Origin of the sequence: Streptomyces sp. NPDC015139, from assembly GCF_043079785.1 — a bacterium.
In the GTDB taxonomy this organism is placed as follows: domain Bacteria; phylum Actinomycetota; class Actinomycetes; order Streptomycetales; family Streptomycetaceae; genus Streptomyces; species Streptomyces albidocamelliae.
In genome coordinates this window covers 218,260-234,174 of the sequence record NZ_JBIBUW010000002.1, presented here as the reverse complement: position 1 = coordinate 234,174, position 15,915 = coordinate 218,260, and the positions used below count along the sequence as shown (strand labels likewise).

General features: G+C 72.9%; 13 protein-coding genes. 8 read left to right on the top strand and 5 right to left on the bottom strand.

Annotated features, from left to right (window positions below; all coding sequences use genetic code 11):
• The first annotated feature begins 32 nt into the window (after nt 1–32).
• From ACF08B_RS05515 to ACF08B_RS05505, 3 genes are all read left to right on the top strand, one after another.
• Nucleotides 33–767 (top strand): VOC family protein, encoded by a 735-nt coding sequence (locus ACF08B_RS05515; protein ID WP_392316215.1) that lies wholly within the window; start codon nt 33–35, stop codon nt 765–767.
• 169 nt (nt 768–936) lie between these two features.
• Nucleotides 937–3,282 carry a PQQ-binding-like beta-propeller repeat protein gene (locus ACF08B_RS05510; RefSeq protein ID WP_392316214.1) on the top strand — a complete coding sequence of 782 codons (2,346 nt, stop codon included), beginning with the start codon at nt 937–939 and terminating at the stop codon, nt 3,280–3,282.
• Nucleotides 3,283–3,416: 134 nt separating this feature from the next.
• Nucleotides 3,417–4,034 (top strand): hypothetical protein, encoded by a 618-nt coding sequence (locus tag ACF08B_RS05505; RefSeq protein ID WP_392316213.1) that lies wholly within the window; start codon nt 3,417–3,419, stop codon nt 4,032–4,034.
• On the opposite strand, the gene ACF08B_RS05500 is transcribed toward ACF08B_RS05505, so the two are convergent.
• The 3 genes from ACF08B_RS05500 to ACF08B_RS05490 are packed head-to-tail and all read right to left on the bottom strand — an operon-like array spanning nt 4,031 to nt 6,369.
• Nucleotides 4,031–4,804, bottom strand: a complete 774-nt coding sequence (locus ACF08B_RS05500; RefSeq protein ID WP_392316212.1) for an enoyl-CoA hydratase/isomerase family protein — start codon at nt 4,802–4,804, stop codon at nt 4,031–4,033. The genes ACF08B_RS05505 and ACF08B_RS05500 overlap by 4 nt on opposite strands.
• Nucleotides 4,801–5,208: a Zn-ribbon domain-containing OB-fold protein gene (locus ACF08B_RS05495; RefSeq protein WP_392316211.1), complete on the bottom strand. Its 408-nt coding sequence runs from the start codon at nt 5,206–5,208 to the stop codon at nt 4,801–4,803. The genes ACF08B_RS05500 and ACF08B_RS05495 overlap by 4 nt, the downstream gene beginning before the upstream one ends.
• A gap of 6 nt (nt 5,209–5,214) precedes the next feature.
• Nucleotides 5,215–6,369 (bottom strand): lipid-transfer protein, encoded by a 1,155-nt coding sequence (locus ACF08B_RS05490; protein ID WP_392316210.1) that lies wholly within the window; start codon nt 6,367–6,369, stop codon nt 5,215–5,217.
• An 84-nt stretch (nt 6,370–6,453) separates the two neighbouring features.
• Here ACF08B_RS05490 and ACF08B_RS05485 point away from each other — a divergent pair, with 84 nt between their 5' ends.
• Nucleotides 6,454–8,064: a FadD3 family acyl-CoA ligase gene (locus ACF08B_RS05485; protein ID WP_392316209.1), complete on the top strand. Its 1,611-nt coding sequence runs from the start codon at nt 6,454–6,456 to the stop codon at nt 8,062–8,064.
• 99 nt (nt 8,065–8,163) lie between these two features.
• Here ACF08B_RS05485 and ACF08B_RS05480 read toward each other — a convergent pair whose 3' ends face one another.
• Both ACF08B_RS05480 and ACF08B_RS05475 read right to left on the bottom strand, forming a co-directional pair.
• Nucleotides 8,164–8,349: a hypothetical protein gene (locus tag ACF08B_RS05480; RefSeq protein ID WP_392316208.1), complete on the bottom strand. Its 186-nt coding sequence runs from the start codon at nt 8,347–8,349 to the stop codon at nt 8,164–8,166.
• 207 nt (nt 8,350–8,556) lie between these two features.
• On the bottom strand, nt 8,557–11,538 hold the full coding sequence (locus ACF08B_RS05475; protein WP_392316207.1) for a BTAD domain-containing putative transcriptional regulator: 2,982 nt from the start codon (nt 11,536–11,538) through the stop codon (nt 8,557–8,559).
• 189 nt (nt 11,539–11,727) lie between these two features.
• On the opposite strand from ACF08B_RS05475, the gene ACF08B_RS05470 reads away from it, so the two are divergent.
• From ACF08B_RS05470 to ACF08B_RS05455, 4 genes are all read left to right on the top strand, one after another.
• The gene (locus tag ACF08B_RS05470; RefSeq protein WP_392316206.1) at nt 11,728–12,960 is read left to right on the top strand and encodes an amidohydrolase family protein; all 1,233 of its coding nucleotides are present in this window, start codon (nt 11,728–11,730) and stop codon (nt 12,958–12,960) included.
• Nucleotides 12,957–13,880 (top strand): LLM class F420-dependent oxidoreductase, encoded by a 924-nt coding sequence (locus ACF08B_RS05465; RefSeq protein WP_392316205.1) that lies wholly within the window; start codon nt 12,957–12,959, stop codon nt 13,878–13,880. Before ACF08B_RS05470 ends, ACF08B_RS05465 begins: the two co-directional genes overlap by 4 nt.
• Before the next feature lie 15 nt (nt 13,881–13,895).
• On the top strand, nt 13,896–14,666 hold the full coding sequence (locus ACF08B_RS05460; RefSeq protein WP_093475688.1) for an SDR family NAD(P)-dependent oxidoreductase: 771 nt from the start codon (nt 13,896–13,898) through the stop codon (nt 14,664–14,666).
• A 98-nt stretch (nt 14,667–14,764) separates the two neighbouring features.
• The gene (locus tag ACF08B_RS05455) at nt 14,765–15,883 is read left to right on the top strand and encodes an LLM class flavin-dependent oxidoreductase (protein ID WP_392316204.1); all 1,119 of its coding nucleotides are present in this window, start codon (nt 14,765–14,767) and stop codon (nt 15,881–15,883) included.
• The last annotated feature ends 32 nt before the right edge of the window (nt 15,884–15,915 follow it).

The following is a 15,915-nucleotide window of genomic DNA, read 5'->3' as shown; positions in this document are numbered from 1 at the left end:
CGCGGTGCGCGCGACCCGGTTACTTTGACGGCATGGCCGAAAACAGGGCATCCGTGCACGAAGAGGCGTACCCCGAGGGCGTCCCCTGCTGGGTGGACGCCGAGCTGCCGGACGTCGAGGCGGGAAAGCGCTTCTACGGTGAGCTCTTCGGGTGGTCCTTCGAGGAGGCGTACGGCTCCTCCGTGTGGGCCCGGCTGGCCGGCGACCTCGTCGCCTCGCTGGCCCCCAAACGGGACGGCCGTATGCCCACCGTCTGGACGGTCTCCTTCGCGACCTCGGACGCGACGGCCCTCGGCCGCAGGATCGCGGCGGCGGGCGGGCAGGTGGTCATGGCGCCGTTCCCGGTGGGCGACCTCGGCGTCGCCGCCCTCGCCGCCGACCCGGATGGCGCGATCTTCGGTCTGTGGCAGCCCGGCACCCACCCCGGCTTCGAGCGGCGGCACGAGCCCGGCACGTTCGTCTGGGCCGAGCTCTACACCCGCGACACCGCCGCCGCCAACGCCTTCTACGGCGACCTCTTCCACGCGGCCCTGTTCGGCGGCGGTGCCGAGCCCGACTTCGGCCGCGCCGACGTCACCGAGATCTTCGCCGCCGAGATGCCCCCGCACTTCGTCACCCACTTCCGGGTCGCGGACCTGGACGACGCGCTCGGGACGGTCGTACGGCTGGGCGGGCGGGTGCAGGCGCCACCCTTCGAGACGTCGTACGGACGAGTGGCCGTCGTCACCGACAATCAGGGAGCGTCCTTCGCGCTGCTCCAGCGGTGAAACACCCGCTTTGACGGAAGACACCCCGAATTGTCACCTGGTTCGCAACCAGGGGCGCGGACAGGAAGAATCGGGGTGCGTGCCGCCGAGGCGGTGCGGTGGTGAGACGCTGCACTTCGGTCGCGTACATATGTGGGTGGCGCGGCTCGTACGGGGAGGTGGCAGGCAAGTGGTGGATCAGCTGACGCAGCACGATCCGCGGCGGATCGGGCCGTTCGAGGTGCTGGGCCGGCTGGGTGCCGGCGGCATGGGGCTGGTCTATCTCGCGCGCTCGGCGTCCGGCCGGCGCGTGGCGATCAAGACGGTGCGCACCGAACTGGCCGAGGACCAGCTGTTCCGGGTGCGCTTCACCCGTGAGGTGGAGGCGGCCCGCGCGGTCTCCGGGTTCTACACGGCGGCCGTCGTGGACGCCGACCCGCGCGCCGCCGTGCCCTGGCTGGCCACCGCCTACGTGCCCGCGCCCTCGCTCGAGGAGATAGTGAACGAGTGCGGGCCCCTCCCGGCCCAGGCCGTGCGCTGGCTCGCGGCGGGCGTCGCGGAGGCCCTGCAGTCCATCCACGGCGCCGGACTGGTGCACCGCGACCTCAAGCCGTCCAACGTGCTCGTGGTCGAGGACGGCCCCCGGGTGATCGACTTCGGTATCGCCTCCGGCGTCTCGAACACCCGTCTCACCATGACCAACGTGGCCGTCGGCACCCCCGCCTACATGTCACCCGAGCAGGCCAAGGACTCCCGCAGCGTCACCGGCGCCAGCGACGTCTTCTCGCTGGGCTCGATGCTGGTCTTCGCCGCCACCGGCCACCCGCCCTTCCACGGCGCCAACCCGGTCGAGACCGTCTTCATGCTGCTCCGCGAGGGCCCGGACCTCACCGGCCTGCCGGACGAGCTGCGCCCCCTGATCGAGTCCTGCATGCAGATGGAGGCCACCGGCCGGCCCAACCCCGCCGACCTCCAGGCGCAGCTCGCCCCGCACCTCTTCGGCTCCGGCTCCGACGACAGCGGCACCGCGTCCGCCTGGCTGCCCGAGAAGGCCGTCGGCCTCATCGAGTCCCGCCGCGGCGGCCGTCCGGCGATCAAGCCCGCCCCGGCCACCGCGCCCGGCCCCCGCAGCGGCGGCCGCGCGGCCGTGCCCCCGCCGCCCCCGTACGACCCCCCGGGCCCGGCCCCCGTGCCGGTCGGCGCCCCCGGTACCGGCCCGGTGCAACTGGCCGGCGCCAAGGTGCCCATCGGCCCCGGGCCCCGGGTCGCCGACGCGCGCGCCGCCGCCGTCAAGGCGCCCCCGCCGGAGGCCGGCCTGGTCGCCAGCTGGTCCCGTCCGCGCCCCGGCGTGGCCGGCGCCGACCCCGCCGTACCGCCCGCCCCGCCCATGCCCCCGGAGACGGCGAGCGGCTGGCGGCCCTGGCGGTTCCGCATGTCCAACGACGTCTGGGGCACTCCCGCCGTCGACGGCGACCTCGTCTACGTCACCTCCTTCGAGGTGCACGCCCTGGACGTGGGCACCGGCCGCCGCCGCTTCAAGACGCGGGACGTGGCCTGGTCGATGGCGGTGGCGGACGGCCGTATCCACGCGTCCGACGGCCCGACCCTGTTCGCCCTGGACGCCCGCGAGGGCGCCGACCTGTGGCGGCTGTCCACGGACGCCTGGGTGTACTCCCTGACGGCCGACCGCGGCACGGTCGTCACCGGCACCCGCGGCGGCGGCGTCCAGGCCTGGGACGCCACGGGCGGGCAGAAGCTGTGGGAGATCAGCGGCTGCCAGACCGACTTCGAGTCCCCCGAGGCGGGCCCGCTCGTCCACGACGGCACGGTCTACGTCTGGCAGGACGCCCGGCTGCGCGCCCTGGACGCCCGCACCGGCGAGGAGCGCTGGTCGTACCCCATCGGTGACGCGGCCTCCTGCGGCGGCGTCCCGGTACGCCTGAACCCGGCCGACGACGGCTACGTCTACATCTCCGCCGGCACCCGCGTCCTCGCCATCGAGGCGGCCGGCGGCATGGTGCGCTGGCACTTCGAGGCCCCCGCGGTCTTCCTCAGCCCGCCGGCCTTCGCCCCCGGCCCGGCCGTCACCGGCGGCGGGGTCTACCTCGCCGACTACCTCGGCACGGTCTACGCCCTCGACGCCGCCGACGGCCGCGACCGCTGGCGCATCGCCACCGAGTCCCGCTCCTCCGTCGAACCGGTCCTGGTGGCCGGCGGGCACGTGCACGTCGGCAGCGGCAAGGGCCTCTACACCCTGGACGCGGTCACCGGCACGCCCAAGTGGCGCTTCCAGGCCGGCGGCGACGTCGTGGGCGCGCCGGCGGTGGCCGAAGGCCGCATCCACTTCGGTTCCACCGACCACCTGCTGTACACCCTGAAGGCCGACGACGGCCGGCTGCGCTGGAAGCTGGCGACGGGGGGCGAGATCACCGGCTCCCCGGTGGTCAAGGACGGTGTGGTGTACGCGTGCAGCAAGGACCGGTGCGTCTACGCGCTGGACGCGGAGAAGGGCACGGGCACGGCACGGACCGGCTGAGGCGAGCGTGACGGCCGCCGTACCGGTCGCACGGAAGGGCTCCGGACGGCGGCCGTCGCAGGGCCGACGCTACCTTTGGTGACCGTTCCCCGCCAGGCGGTACACGGCCGGCCGCCGCTGGCTATGGTGATGGCATGCACCTGCAAACACGGACGCGCGCGCTCAGGTACACGGCCGTACTGACCCTCGTGGTCCTCAGTCTCAGCGGATTCTCGCGGGGCCACCACGGCCGCCACGGAGGCGGCGGGGGCGGTTGCAGCAGCTCCCACCAGGACCACGACAGCTCGTCCTCGTCCACCTCGGGCGGCGGGACGTACGACGACGACTCGGACGACGGCTCCTACGGCAGCGGCGGTACGACCGCCGGAAGCAGCGCGACGGGCGGCTCCGGGACGACTGGAAGCACCGGCGGGAGGAACTACGGCCGGCGCCCCACCCACCGGGCCACCGCCACCTCCTCCGCGACGAGCGGCAGGGCGCTGAAGGACGGGACGGCGAAGCTGGTCGCCTGCGCGACCGCGAAGAAGCCGTACGCCACGGTCGAGATCTCGAACCCGAACGGCCGCGAGGCCGAGTTCCAGGCCCACGTCCTCTTCTACGACGACCAGGGCACCCAGATCCTGAACAACTCCTCCTACACCGTCGAGGTGCCCGCCAGGGGCACGGCGACCACCCGGGTGCCGGTCGGCGACCGCCTCCGGCTGAAGGTCGACCACTGCGAGGCGGAACCGGAGGCGGACGTCAGCTCCTAACGCACCTCGAACGCGGGTCGGCGGGCGGCGAACAGCTCGGCCTGCCGCTCGGGCGGCAGGTTGCCCAGCGCGATCAGATGCGGCGCCTGCGCGAACGCCTGCGCACGCGCCGCCTCCTCGGCCGCCCACAGCGCCCGCACGGTCCCCTGCACCCCCTCGGGGGGGTGCGAGGCGATGACGGCGGCACAGCGCACCGCCTCCGCCAGGGCCTCGCCCTCCGCGGTGAGCTGCGAGACCAGCCCGATGTCGTGGGCCCGCCGCGCGGAGATCCGCTCGGCCGTCCCCATCAGCACCATCCGCGCGACCTCCCCGTACGGCATCCGCTGCGCCATGAGCACCGACTCGTAGGCGCTGACCATCCCGTACGTCGTGTGCGGGTCGAAGAACGTGGCCGTGGTGTCGGCGACGACGAACTCGCTCTCGCCGAGGAGATAGAACGCGCCCCCGCACGCCATCCCGCGCACGGCGGCCACGACCGGCTTCCACAGGCCGTTCGCCTTCGGCCCCAGCCCCAGCAGCGGATCGTCCTGCATGTACGGCGACGACGGCTGCGGTACCACCGCGTCCCGGTCGATGCCCGTGCAGAACGCGCGCTCCCCGGCCCCGGTCAGCACCACCGCCCGCACCGAGTCGTCGAACCGCAACTTCCGCCACACGTCCGTCAGTTCCGCCACCATCTCCAGGTCGACGGCGTTCAGCCGCGCGGGCCGGTCCAGCGTGACGACGGCGACCGCGCTGTCCTCGTCGACGTCGAGGCGCACGGTGTTCACGCGAGCACCCACTGCGGCAGTCCGCCGGAGAACACCACCTGCACCCGGGCGCCGATCCGGATCCGGCCCGGGGCGAGGGAGCCGAGCGGCGCCCCCGGCCCGGTGACCAGGTTGCCGGCCAGCCGGATCCGCGGGGCCTCCTCCAGCTCCACGAGGACCACGTTGTACGGCGCCTGCGCCGCGTAGTCGGGCAGCAGCGGCGGATGCGGCACCACGTACGACCACACCCGCCCGCGCCCCGACACCGGCCGCCACTCGCTCGCGAAGGACTGGCAGTGGGGGCAGCAGGGCCGGGGCGGGAACCGGAGCTCGCCGCAGTCGGCGCAGGCCTGGACGCGCAGTTCGCCCCGGGCCGCGTACTCCCAGAAGGGGGCGCCGTCGGCGTCGGTGACCGGAGTGAGCATGGCGGGTCAACTCCTCAACAGAAGCGCGGAGGTGGGCACGCCCTCGCCCGCCGTGACCAGGCAGGTGGCGGCGCCGGGGACCTGCGCGGTGCTGGTGCCGCGCAGCTGCTTCACCCCTTCGTTGATGAGGTTGAAGCCGTGCACGTAGGCCTCGCTGAGCCCGCCGCCCCCGGTGTTCACCGGCAGCCGCCCGCCGATCTCCAGGGCGCCCTGCTCGGTGAAGGCGCCTCCCTCCCCGCGCGCGCAGAAGCCGTAGCCCTCCAGGGAGAGCGGGATCAGCGCGGTGAACGCGTCGTAGATCTGCGCCACGTCCACGTCGTCCGGGGTGAGGTCCGCCTGCTTCCACAGGTGCCGGGCGGCGGTCCAGGCGGGACCGGTGAGCGGGTCGTCGTTCCAGTAGTTGACCATGCCGTGGTGCTGGGCGGGCAGGCCCTGGGCGACGGAGTGCACGTACACCGGCCGCTGCCGGCAGTCCCGCGCCCGCTCCTTGGAGACCACCACGCAGGCGAGGGCCCCGTCGGTCTCCAGGCAGTTGTCGAACAGGCACAGCGGCTCGCTGATCCACCGGGACGTCATGTACATCTCGCGGGTCAGGGGCCGTTCGTACATGACGGCCGCCGGGTTCTGGTTGGCCCGGTTGCGACAGGCCAGGGCGACGTTGAACAGGTGGTCGCGGGTGGCGCCGTACTCGTGCATGTACCGGCGGGCCAGCATGGCGATCTCGTCCGCCGGCCGCAGCAGCCCGAAGGGCCGTGTCCACTGCGCCGGTGTGGGCAGCTGGACGGCCGTACTGGTCCACGGCCGGGGCCCGCTGCCCCGTTTGCGGGACCGCCAGGCCACGCCCACCGTGGCCTGCCCGGCGGCGATGGCGGCGGCCAGATGGGCGACGGTGGCGCAGGAGCCGCCGCCGCCGTACCCCACCTTGCCGAAGTAGGTCAGATCGCCGAAGCCGACCGCCTTCGCCAGCTCCACCTCGTCGGTCTCCTCCATGGTGTAGGAGGCCAGGGCGTCGACCTCGCCGGGTGCGATCCCGGCGTCGTCGAGCGCGGCGAGCACCGCCCGGCAGGCGAGCGTCCGCTCGTCCTCCGGAAGATGCTTGGCGAAGGCGGTCTGTCCTATGCCGACGACGGCGGTGGCGTCCTTGAGTCCCGTTCCTGCCATGCGAGGCCCCCTCTCCTGACAGTGCGTCAGGTTACCGCTAATCTGACGGTCAGTCAGCTACGTGGGGCCACGGGGAGGTCTGCTGTGAGTGACTGGGGCACCGTCCCGCGACTGGTGCGGTCCGCGGCCGAGCGGTACGCGGACGCCGAGGCCGTGGTCGAGGGCCGGACGAGGATCACGTACGCCGAACTCGGCGCCCGGATCGAACGCGCCGCGGCGGCCTGCCTGGCCCGCGGGGTGGCCAGGGGCGACCGCGTGGCCGTGTGGGCGCCCAATTCCCTCGACTGGATCGTGGCCGCGCTCGGCGCCGTGTCGGCGGGCGCGGTGCTGGTGCCGCTGAACACCCGCTTCAAGGGCACCGAGGCCGCCGACGTGCTGCGCCGCAGCGGGACCCGGCTGCTGTTCGTCACGGGCACGTTCCTCGGTACGTCGTACGTGGCCTCGCTGCGGAGGGCGGCCGGCGAGGGGGTGCCCGACGGCCGGGGCCCGCTGCCCGGCCTGCCGGACCTCGAACAGGTGGTGGTCCTCTCCGGCGACGCACCGCCGGACTTCCGCACCTGGAAGGACTTCCTGGCGGCGGGCGAGGAGGTGACGGCGGCCGAAGTCCGCTCTCGGGAGGCGGAGTTGTGCGGCACGGACCTCTCGGACATGGTCTTCACCTCGGGTACGACGGGCCGCCCCAAGGGTGCGATGATCACCCACGCCCAGACCCTGCGCGCGTACGAGATCTGGGCCGAGCTCGCCGGCCTGCGCGCCACCGACCGCTACCTGATCGTGAACCCCTTCTTCCACACCTTCGGCTACAAGGCCGGTGTGATCGCCTGTCTGATGCGCGGGGCGGCGATGATCCCGCAGCCGGTGTTCAACGTGGACACGGCACTGGCGAACATCGAGGCGGAGCGGATATCGGTCCTGCCGGGCCCGCCGACCCTCCACCAGTCCCTCCTGGACCACCCGGCCCGCGGCGCCCACGACCTCTCGGCCCTCCGGCTGGTCGTCACCGGAGCGGCCGTGGTCCCCCTCCGCCTGGTGGAACGCCTGCGCGGCGAACTCGGCATCGGCACGGTCCTCACCGCCTACGGCCTCTCCGAGGCGAGCGGCATCGTCACGATGTGCCGGCGCGGCGACGACCCCTCGGTGATCGCCTCGACGTCCGGCCGGGCGATCCCCGGCACGGAGGTGCGGGTCGCCGACGCCCGGGGCGGCCGGGTGCCGCCCGGCACACCCGGCGAGGTGCTGGTGCGCGGCTTCAACGTCATGCGCGGCTACTGGGCCGACCCGGCCGCCACCGCGGAGGCGGTCACCGCCGACGGCTGGCTGCGCACGGGCGACGTCGGCGTCCTCGACGCCGAGGGCAACCTGCGCATCACCGACCGCATCAAGGACATGTTCATCGTCGGCGGCTTCAACGCCTACCCCGCCGAGATCGAGCAACTGCTCGGCCTGCACCCCGACGTGGCCGACGTGGCGGTGATCGGCGTCCCGGACGCCCGCCTCGGAGAGGTCGGCAAGGCCTTCGTGGTCCGCAGACCCGACGCCTCCCTCACCGCCGACGACCTGATCGCCTGGTCCCGCCGGGAGATGGCCAACTACAAGGTCCCGAGAGCGGTGGAGTTCGTCCCCGAACTCCCCCGGAACGCGAGCGGGAAGGTCGTGAAGGGGGTACTGCGGGGGAGCGGGTCACGGGCACGCTGAGGCCGGGACCGGCGGAACGGTCCCCCGGCCCCGGACACACCTCGGCCGCGACGGCTCCCCCTCCGCGCCGCCGCGGCCGATCCCCGTCGGGGTGGTGGCTTACTTGCGATCGAGGTCCAGGGCCGGCGGGGCCGGCATGTGGTTGTCCATCGTCTTGATGGCATCAGCCGACGGCTCGGAAGGCATGTGGTTGTCGAGCGTGGTGACGGTCTCGTCGGTGGCCGGCTCGCTGGGCATGTGGTTGTCCAGCGGCTTCGCTGCGGCGTCCTTCTTGGTGTCGCTCATCTTGCTTCCTTCGCTGTGGTGACGAGTCGTGAACGCCCGCCCGGAAGCTCCCCCGAGGGCTGCCGGACGGGCGTATCGGAGCCGCACACTACCGGCCGGCCCCGGCGGACCATCTGCCCCCCGACGCGATGGTCTGACTGATAAGAGCGTGCCTTGCGCGGATAAACGAATGCTGAACGCCCTCGAGCGGCCCGGCCGGAGAGCCGCCTATGCCGCAGTGGCCGGAGAGAGCAGCGCGCGCACGTCCTCCGCTTCCGCCGCGCCCTGCTGTTCGTAGAGGTTAAGGGCCTCCCGCCAACAGGCCTGCGCACGGTCGACCTGCCCCAAGGCGGAGAGGGCCCGGCCCAGGAGCGTCAGAACGTTGCCGCGCATCCGGTCACCGCCGATGCACCCCAGCGCAAGGGCCTGTTCGGCATGCTGGGCTGCCTGGGGCGCGTAATGGGTGGCCATGTGCACCTCGGCGATGCGGAAGTTGGTCGTCCCCTCCCACAGCCGCTGACGGTGATCGCTGAAAATGGCCTGCGCCTCGGCGTACTGGGAAAGCGCCTCGTCGTGCCGCCCGGCGTGGGACAGCGCCACGCCCACGGCGAAGTGCCCGTTGGCCAGCCGCATGGTCCGGCCGAGGCTGAGGTACACGCCCAGCCCGCGCATGGCGATCTCGACCGCCTCGGCGGTGTCGCCCGCGCCCAAGTGCGCCCGCGACAGATTGGACAGGGCGGAGGCCTCCCCGGGGCGGTTGCCAGCGGCCCTGAAACCCTCGATGGCCTGGTCGAAGTACGCCCTACCGTCCGTGTACCGCCGCTGGTAGAGGCAGATCAGCCCTCGGTTGTTCGCCACCCAACTGGCAGCCGTCGAGTCACCCTCGCCCTCCGCCAGGCGCATCGCGGTCCGCGCTTCGTCCTCCGCCGGCTGGATGCGCCCCGACACCAGCAGGACGTCGGTCAGAACGGTGCGCGCCCGGCCCTCGGCACGAGCGTCCCCCACCGTCCGGGTGGCCTCACACATCGACCTGGCCGTCATCTCGTACTGGCGGGAGTACGCACCGGACTCGGTCAGGTCCTTTGCCGCCCACAGCAGGTCGACGCCGCGCCGCAGCCGCTCCGTCCCTGCCGACTGCCGCACGCAGGCCAGAAGGGGTGCCGCTTCGGTGTACAGCCAGTCGAGTGCTGCCGTCGCCTCCGCGAAGCGCAGGCCCGGGTGCCTGGTCGGCTCCAGGTCGTTCACCAGGCGATCCCCGGGCCGCTCGATCGCGTAGACATCGGCCGTCGTCGCCAGATAGAAGTCCAGCAGGCGCGACATCGCCGCGCCCCGTTCGCTGGGGGGCTGTTCGTCGCGGTCGGCGCAGGATCGCGCGTAGAGGCGGACCAGGTCGTGGAAGCGGTAGCGGCTGGGGGCCGCCGATTCCAGGAGGGACGTGTCGACCAGGGACTCCAGCAGGTCCTCCGTGTCCTCCGCCGGCAGGTCGAGGGCCGCGGCCGCGGCGGCCAGGGAGATGTCCGGGCCGTCGGCGAGGCCGAGCAGCCGGAACGCGCGCGCCTGGGCCGGTTCGAGCTGGCCGTAGCCCAGCTCGAACGTGGCCTTCACGGCCAGGTCGCCCGCCTGGAGCTCGTCCAGCCGGCGGCGCTCGTCCGCGAGCTTGGCCGCGAGGACGGAGACCGTCCAGGTGCGGCGGGCCGCGAGGCGCGACGCCGCGATACGGATCGCCAGGGGCAGGAAGCCGCAGGCCGCCACCACGTCCAGAGCGGCCTCGCGCTCCGCCGCCACCCGTTCCTCGCCCACGATCTTCGTGAACAGCGCCAGCGCCTCGTCGGGGGACATCACGTCCAGGTCGACCAGGTGCGCGCCGGCCAGGTCGAGCATCCGCACCCGGGAGGTGACCAGGGCCGCGCAGCCCTCCGTGCCGGGCAGCAGGGGCCGTACCTGGGCCGCGTCCTTCGCGTTGTCGAGCAGGACCAGGACCCGGCGGCCGTCCAGCACCGAGCGGTACAGGGCCGCCCGCTCCTCCAGCGAGTCCGGTACGGCCGAGTCGGCCGTACCGAGGGCGCGGAGGAAGGAGCCGAGGACCGTCTCCGGTTCGGCGGGGCGCGGGCCCGCGCCCTGGAGGTCGACGTACAGCTGGCCGTCGGGGAAGGCGGTGCGGGCCCGGTGGGCCACGTGCACCGCGAGCGTCGTCTTGCCGACGCCGCCGATGCCGGCCAGTGCCGAGACGGCCATCACCCGGCCCTCGGTCTCGGAGGCGGAGGACAGCACCTCGCTCAGTTCGTTCACGAAGGCCGCACGGCCCGTGAAGTCCGGAACGGAAGCGGGGAGTTGTGCCGGGCGCACGGGAGCCGCCGCGGGCTCCGCCGCCGGGGCGGAGGGCTCGAGCAGCACCGGGTCCGCCTGGAGGATGCGCTGCTGGAGTTCGCTGAGGCCCGGGCGCGGGTCCACGCCGAGCTCCTCGGCGAGGAGGCGGCGGGTGTCGGCGTACACCGCCAGCGCCTCCGCCTGCCGCCCGCCGCGGTACAGGGCCAGCATGAGCAGTTCGCGCAGGCGCTCACGGAGCGGGTGGGCGGCGGTCAGTGCCGTCAGCTCCGACACCGCCTCCGCGTGGCAGCCCTGTTCCAGGTCCATGTCCAGGCGGGACTCCAGCAGGCCCAGGCGCCATTCCTCCAGCCGGGCCCGCTGCGCCTCCGCGTACGGTCCGGGCACGCCCGCGAGCGGTTCGCCGTCCCACAGGTCCAGGGCGCGGCCGAGGGCCTCACGGGCGTGCCGGAGGTCCCCGGCGCCGCGTGCCTTCTCCGCCTCCGTGGCCAGCTCCTGGGCCGCGGCCAGGTCGAGGGCGCCCTCGCGCAGCCGGCGTACGGCGTAGCCGCCGGACTCGCTGACCAGGACGCCGGGGTCCAGCACCTTGCGCAGCCGGGAGGCGTACGTGCGGAGCGCGGCCAGCGCCTGGGACGGCGGCTCGGTGCCCCACAGCGCGTCGATCAGCTCCGCCGCCGTCGCCGTACGGCCCTCGCGCAGCAGCAGGGCGGCCAGCAGGGCGCGCTGCTGGGGGGAGCCGGTGTTCAGCGCCTCCGCGCCGCGCCAGGCCCGCACCGGACCGAGCACGCTGAAGCGCAGCGCGTCCGGCTCCGTGGCGGCGCCGGCTTCGGCCCCGGCCACGGAGCCGGTACGCCGCTGCTCAGGTACTCGCGGCCCACCGTCCATGCGTTCGCCCCCCTCGGCATCATGAACAACCCCGTCAGTTTGCCTTGTTCCGGGCAGTTGCGTCAGCCGTGGGAGACGCCGATCACAGGCCGGTATGCATCGGTGCACAAGGCGTTCACACCCTCTTCGCATCCGTCGGCCGTTCGTCATTAGCTGACGGGTCGTCAGATCGGCGCTACCGTGAACGGCATGGAGACCACACAGTTCCCGCTGATCATCTCCGTCGACGACCACACCGTGGAGCCCGCCACCGTCTGGCAGGACCGGCTGCCGAAGAAGTACCTGGACGTCGGGCCCCGGATCGTGCGCGCCCCGCTGAAGGAGATGACCTTCCTGGGCGGGCGCTTCAAGCCCGTCATGGGCGATCCCGGCAGCACCGACGGCCCCGTCGGCGACTGGTGGGTCTACGAGGACCTGCACCGCCCGCTCACCCGTCTGGACACCGCCGTCGGCTACGACCGGGAGGAGATCCGTCTGGAGGTCATCACCTACCAGCAGATGCGCGCGGGTTCGTACGACGTGGCCGCCCGGCTCGCCGACATGGACGTCAACCACGTCCAGTCCGCCCTGTGCTTCCCGACCTTCCCCCGCTTCTGCGGGCAGACCTTCACCGAGGCGCGGGACCGTGAACTCGCCCTGCTCTGCGTGCGCGCCTACAACGACTGGATGGTCGAGGAGTGGTGCGGTCCGAAGGCGCGCGGGCGACTCGTGCCGCTCACCCTCATACCCCTGTGGGACGCCCGGCTGGCGGCCGAGGAGGTGCGGCGCAACGCCGCGCGCGGCGTCCGGGCCGTCGCCTTCTCCGAGATACCCCCCCACCTCGGCCTGCCCTCCGTCCACACCGACGACTGGGACCCGTTCCTCGCCGCCTGCGCCGAGACCGGCACGGTCGTCGCCATGCACATCGGCTCCAGCAGCCGGATGCCCTCCACCTCCGCGGACGCCCCGCCCGCCGTGGGGTCCACCATCACCTTCGCCAACTGCTGCTTCTCGATGGTCGACTGGCTGATGAGCGGCAAGTTCGAGCGCTTCCCGGGGCTGCGGGTGATGTACGCCGAGGGGCAGATCGGCTGGATCCCGTACATCCTCGAACGCGCCGACGTCGTGTGGGAGGAGAACCGGGCCTGGGGCGGGGTCGCCGACAAGGTCCGCCGGCCGCCGTCCGAGCTGTTCGCCGAGCACGTGTACGGCTGCTTCTTCGACGACGCCTTCGGGCTGCGGAACCTGGACTCCATCGGCGTCCGGAACGTCCTGTACGAGACCGACTACCCGCACTCCGACTCCACCTGGCCCAAGTCCCGCGAGGTCGGCGAGGCGCAGATGGGCCACCTGCCGGCCGACGTGGTCGAGCGGATCGTCCGGGGCAACGCCATCGAGCTGCTGGGGCTGACCGAGGACGGGCTCTGGAAGGGGTCGGCGTGACGCTCGCCTACGGCATCCAGCTGCCCGTCCAGTCGCAGAGCACCCTGTACACGGAGGCGTGGGAGGCCGCGGCCGGGCCGGCGGACCTGGTCGCGGTCGCCCGGGCCGTGGAGGACGCCGGGTTCGACTACCTGGCCGTCTGCGACCACGTGGGCGTACCGCGCCGGCTGGCCGAGGCGATGAGCACGGTCTGGTACGACCCGGTCGCCACCCTCGCCCATCTCGCCGCCGTGACCGCACGCGTCCGGCTGCTCAGCCATGTGGCCGTGGTCGGGCTGCGCCACCCGCTGCTCTCCGCCAAGCAGTACGCCACCCTCGACCATCTCTCCGGCGGGCGGCTGGTCCTGGGCGTCGGCGCCGGGCACGTGCGGGAGGAGTTCGAGGCGCTGGGGGTGGACTTCGCGCGGCGGGGTGCCGTGCTCGACGAGAGCATCGACGCCCTGCGCGCCGCCCTCGGCCCCGAGGAGTTCCCCGAGCACCACGGCAAGTTCCACGACTTCTCCGGCCTCGGCCAGCGGCCCCGCCCCACGCAGCCGTCCGTGCCCGTGTGGGTGGGCGGCTCGTCGCCCGCCGCCGTCCGCCGGGCGGCGCTCAAGGGCGACGGATGGCTGCCGCAGGGGAACCCGCGGGAGCGGCTGCCCGCGCAGATCGCGCGGATCCGGGCGCTGCGGGCCGAGCACGGCGTCGAGGGGCCCTTCACCGTGGGCGCCCTCGCCGAACCGCTGTACGTCGGCCGGGCCGGCTGGGACGTCGGAAGGCGCACCCTCACCGGCACCCCGGAGGAGATCGCCGAGTCGCTGCGGGCGTACCGGGCGATGGGCGTGGACCAGATCCAGGTGCGGTTCCGCAGCCGGAGCCGGGCCGAACTGATCGAGCAGATCGGCGTGTTCGGGGCCGAGGTCGCGCCCCGGCTGGACTGAGCAGGAGGAGCCGGCATGGGCAAGCTGGACGGGCGGGTCGTCATCGTCACCGGGGCGGCGCGCGGGCAGGGCGAGCAGGAGGCGCGGCTCTTCCGGGCGGAGGGTGCCCGGGTGGTCGTCGCCGACGTGCTGGACGAGCAGGGGGAGGCGCTGGCCGGGGAGATAGACGCGCTGTACGTGCACCTCGACGTGGGCACGGAGGAGGGCTGGCGGGACGCCGTGCGGGCCGCCAAGCGCGAGTACGGGCGGCTCGACGGGCTGGTCAACAACGCGGGCATCCTGCGGTTCAACGCCCTGGTGGACACCCCGCTGGACGAGTTCATGCAGGTCGTGCAGGTCAACCAGGTCGGCTGCTTCCTGGGCATGAAGACGGTGGCGCCCGAGCTCGACGACGGCGGCACGATCGTGAACACCGCGTCGTACACGGCCCTGACGGGCATGGCCGCCGTGGGGACGTACGCGGCGACCAAGCACGCGGTGCTCGGGCTGACGCGGGTGGCCGCGCTGGAGCTGGCCGCCCGCAGGATCCGGGTCAACGCCATCTGCCCCGGCGCCATCGACACCGCCATGTCCAACCCGGCACGGCTGGACCCGGACGCCGACCCGGAGGAGATGAGCCGGGCCCTGGACCAGCTGTACCGCAAGCTCGTGCCGCTGGGCCGGGTCGGACAGCCGGAGGAGGTGGCCCGGCTCGCCCTCTTCCTCACCTCGGACGACTCCTCGTACATCACCGGCCAGCCGTTCGTGATCGACGGCGGCTGGCTCGCCGGGGTCAGCGTTATCTGACTGACCGTCAGCTATTGACGGTCGCGGCGGCCGGTGCGACAGTCGGCCGACAGCCAAGAACTGACGGAGCGTCAGAAAAACTGGGACGGTGAACCGCCGTGGAATTCGGGCTCTTTGTACAGGGATACGTGGGCAAGCGTGCCGAGACCGACCCGCTCGCCGAGCACAAGGCGCTGATGGAGGAGACCGAGTACGTCATCCAGGCGGACAAGTCCGGCTTCAAGTACGCCTGGGCCTCCGAGCACCACTTCCTGGAGGAGTACTCGCACCTGTCCGCCAACGACGTCTTCCTCGGCTACCTCGCCCACGCGACCGAGCGGATCCACCTGGGGTCGGGCATCTTCAACCCGCTCGCCCAGGTCAACCACCCCGTGAAGGTGGCCGAGAAGGTCGCCATGCTCGACCACCTCAGCGAGGGCCGCTTCGAGTTCGGCAGCGGCCGGGGCGCGGGCAGCCACGAGATCCTCGGCTTCCTGCCGGGCATCACCGACATGAACCACACCAAGGAGATCTGGGAGGAGACCGTCGCCGAGTTCCCCAAGATGTGGCTCCAGGACGAGTACGAGGGCTTCCAGGGCAAGCACTGGCAGCTTCCGCCGCGCAAGGTGCTCCCGAAGCCGTACGGGAAGTCGCACCCGGCGATGTGGTACGCGGCCGGTTCGCCGCCCTCCTACGCGATGGCCGCGAAGAAGGGGCTCGGCGTGCTCGGCTTCAGCATCCAGAAGGTCTCCGACATGGAGTGGGTGCTGGAGCAGTACAAGACGGCGGTCGTGGACGCGGAGCCGATCGGCGACTTCGTCAACGACAACGTGATGGTGACGACGACCGCGATCTGTGCGCCGACGCACGCGGAGGCGATCGAGATCGCCGTCAACGGCGGGCTGCACTACCTGCCCTCGCTGGTCTTCCGGTACCACGACACGTTCCCGCGGCCCGAGGGGTTCCCGGTGTGGCCGGAGACGCTGCCCCCGTACACCCCCGAGTTCGTGGAGCTGCTCATCGAGGAGGAGCTGCTGATCTGCGGGGACCCGGACGAGGTCGTGCGCCAGTGCAAGCGCTGGGAGCAGGCCGGCGCCGACCAGCTGAGCTTCGGGCTGCCGGTCGGGGTGCCGAAGGAGGAGACGCTGCAGACGATCCGGCTGATCGGGGAGCACGTGATTCCCCGGATCGACACCGACCCCGTGCACCGGACCTCGCGGTTCCGGGCCGCCGTGTGAGCGCCGCCGGTCCCGGCCGGGAAGGAGGCCCC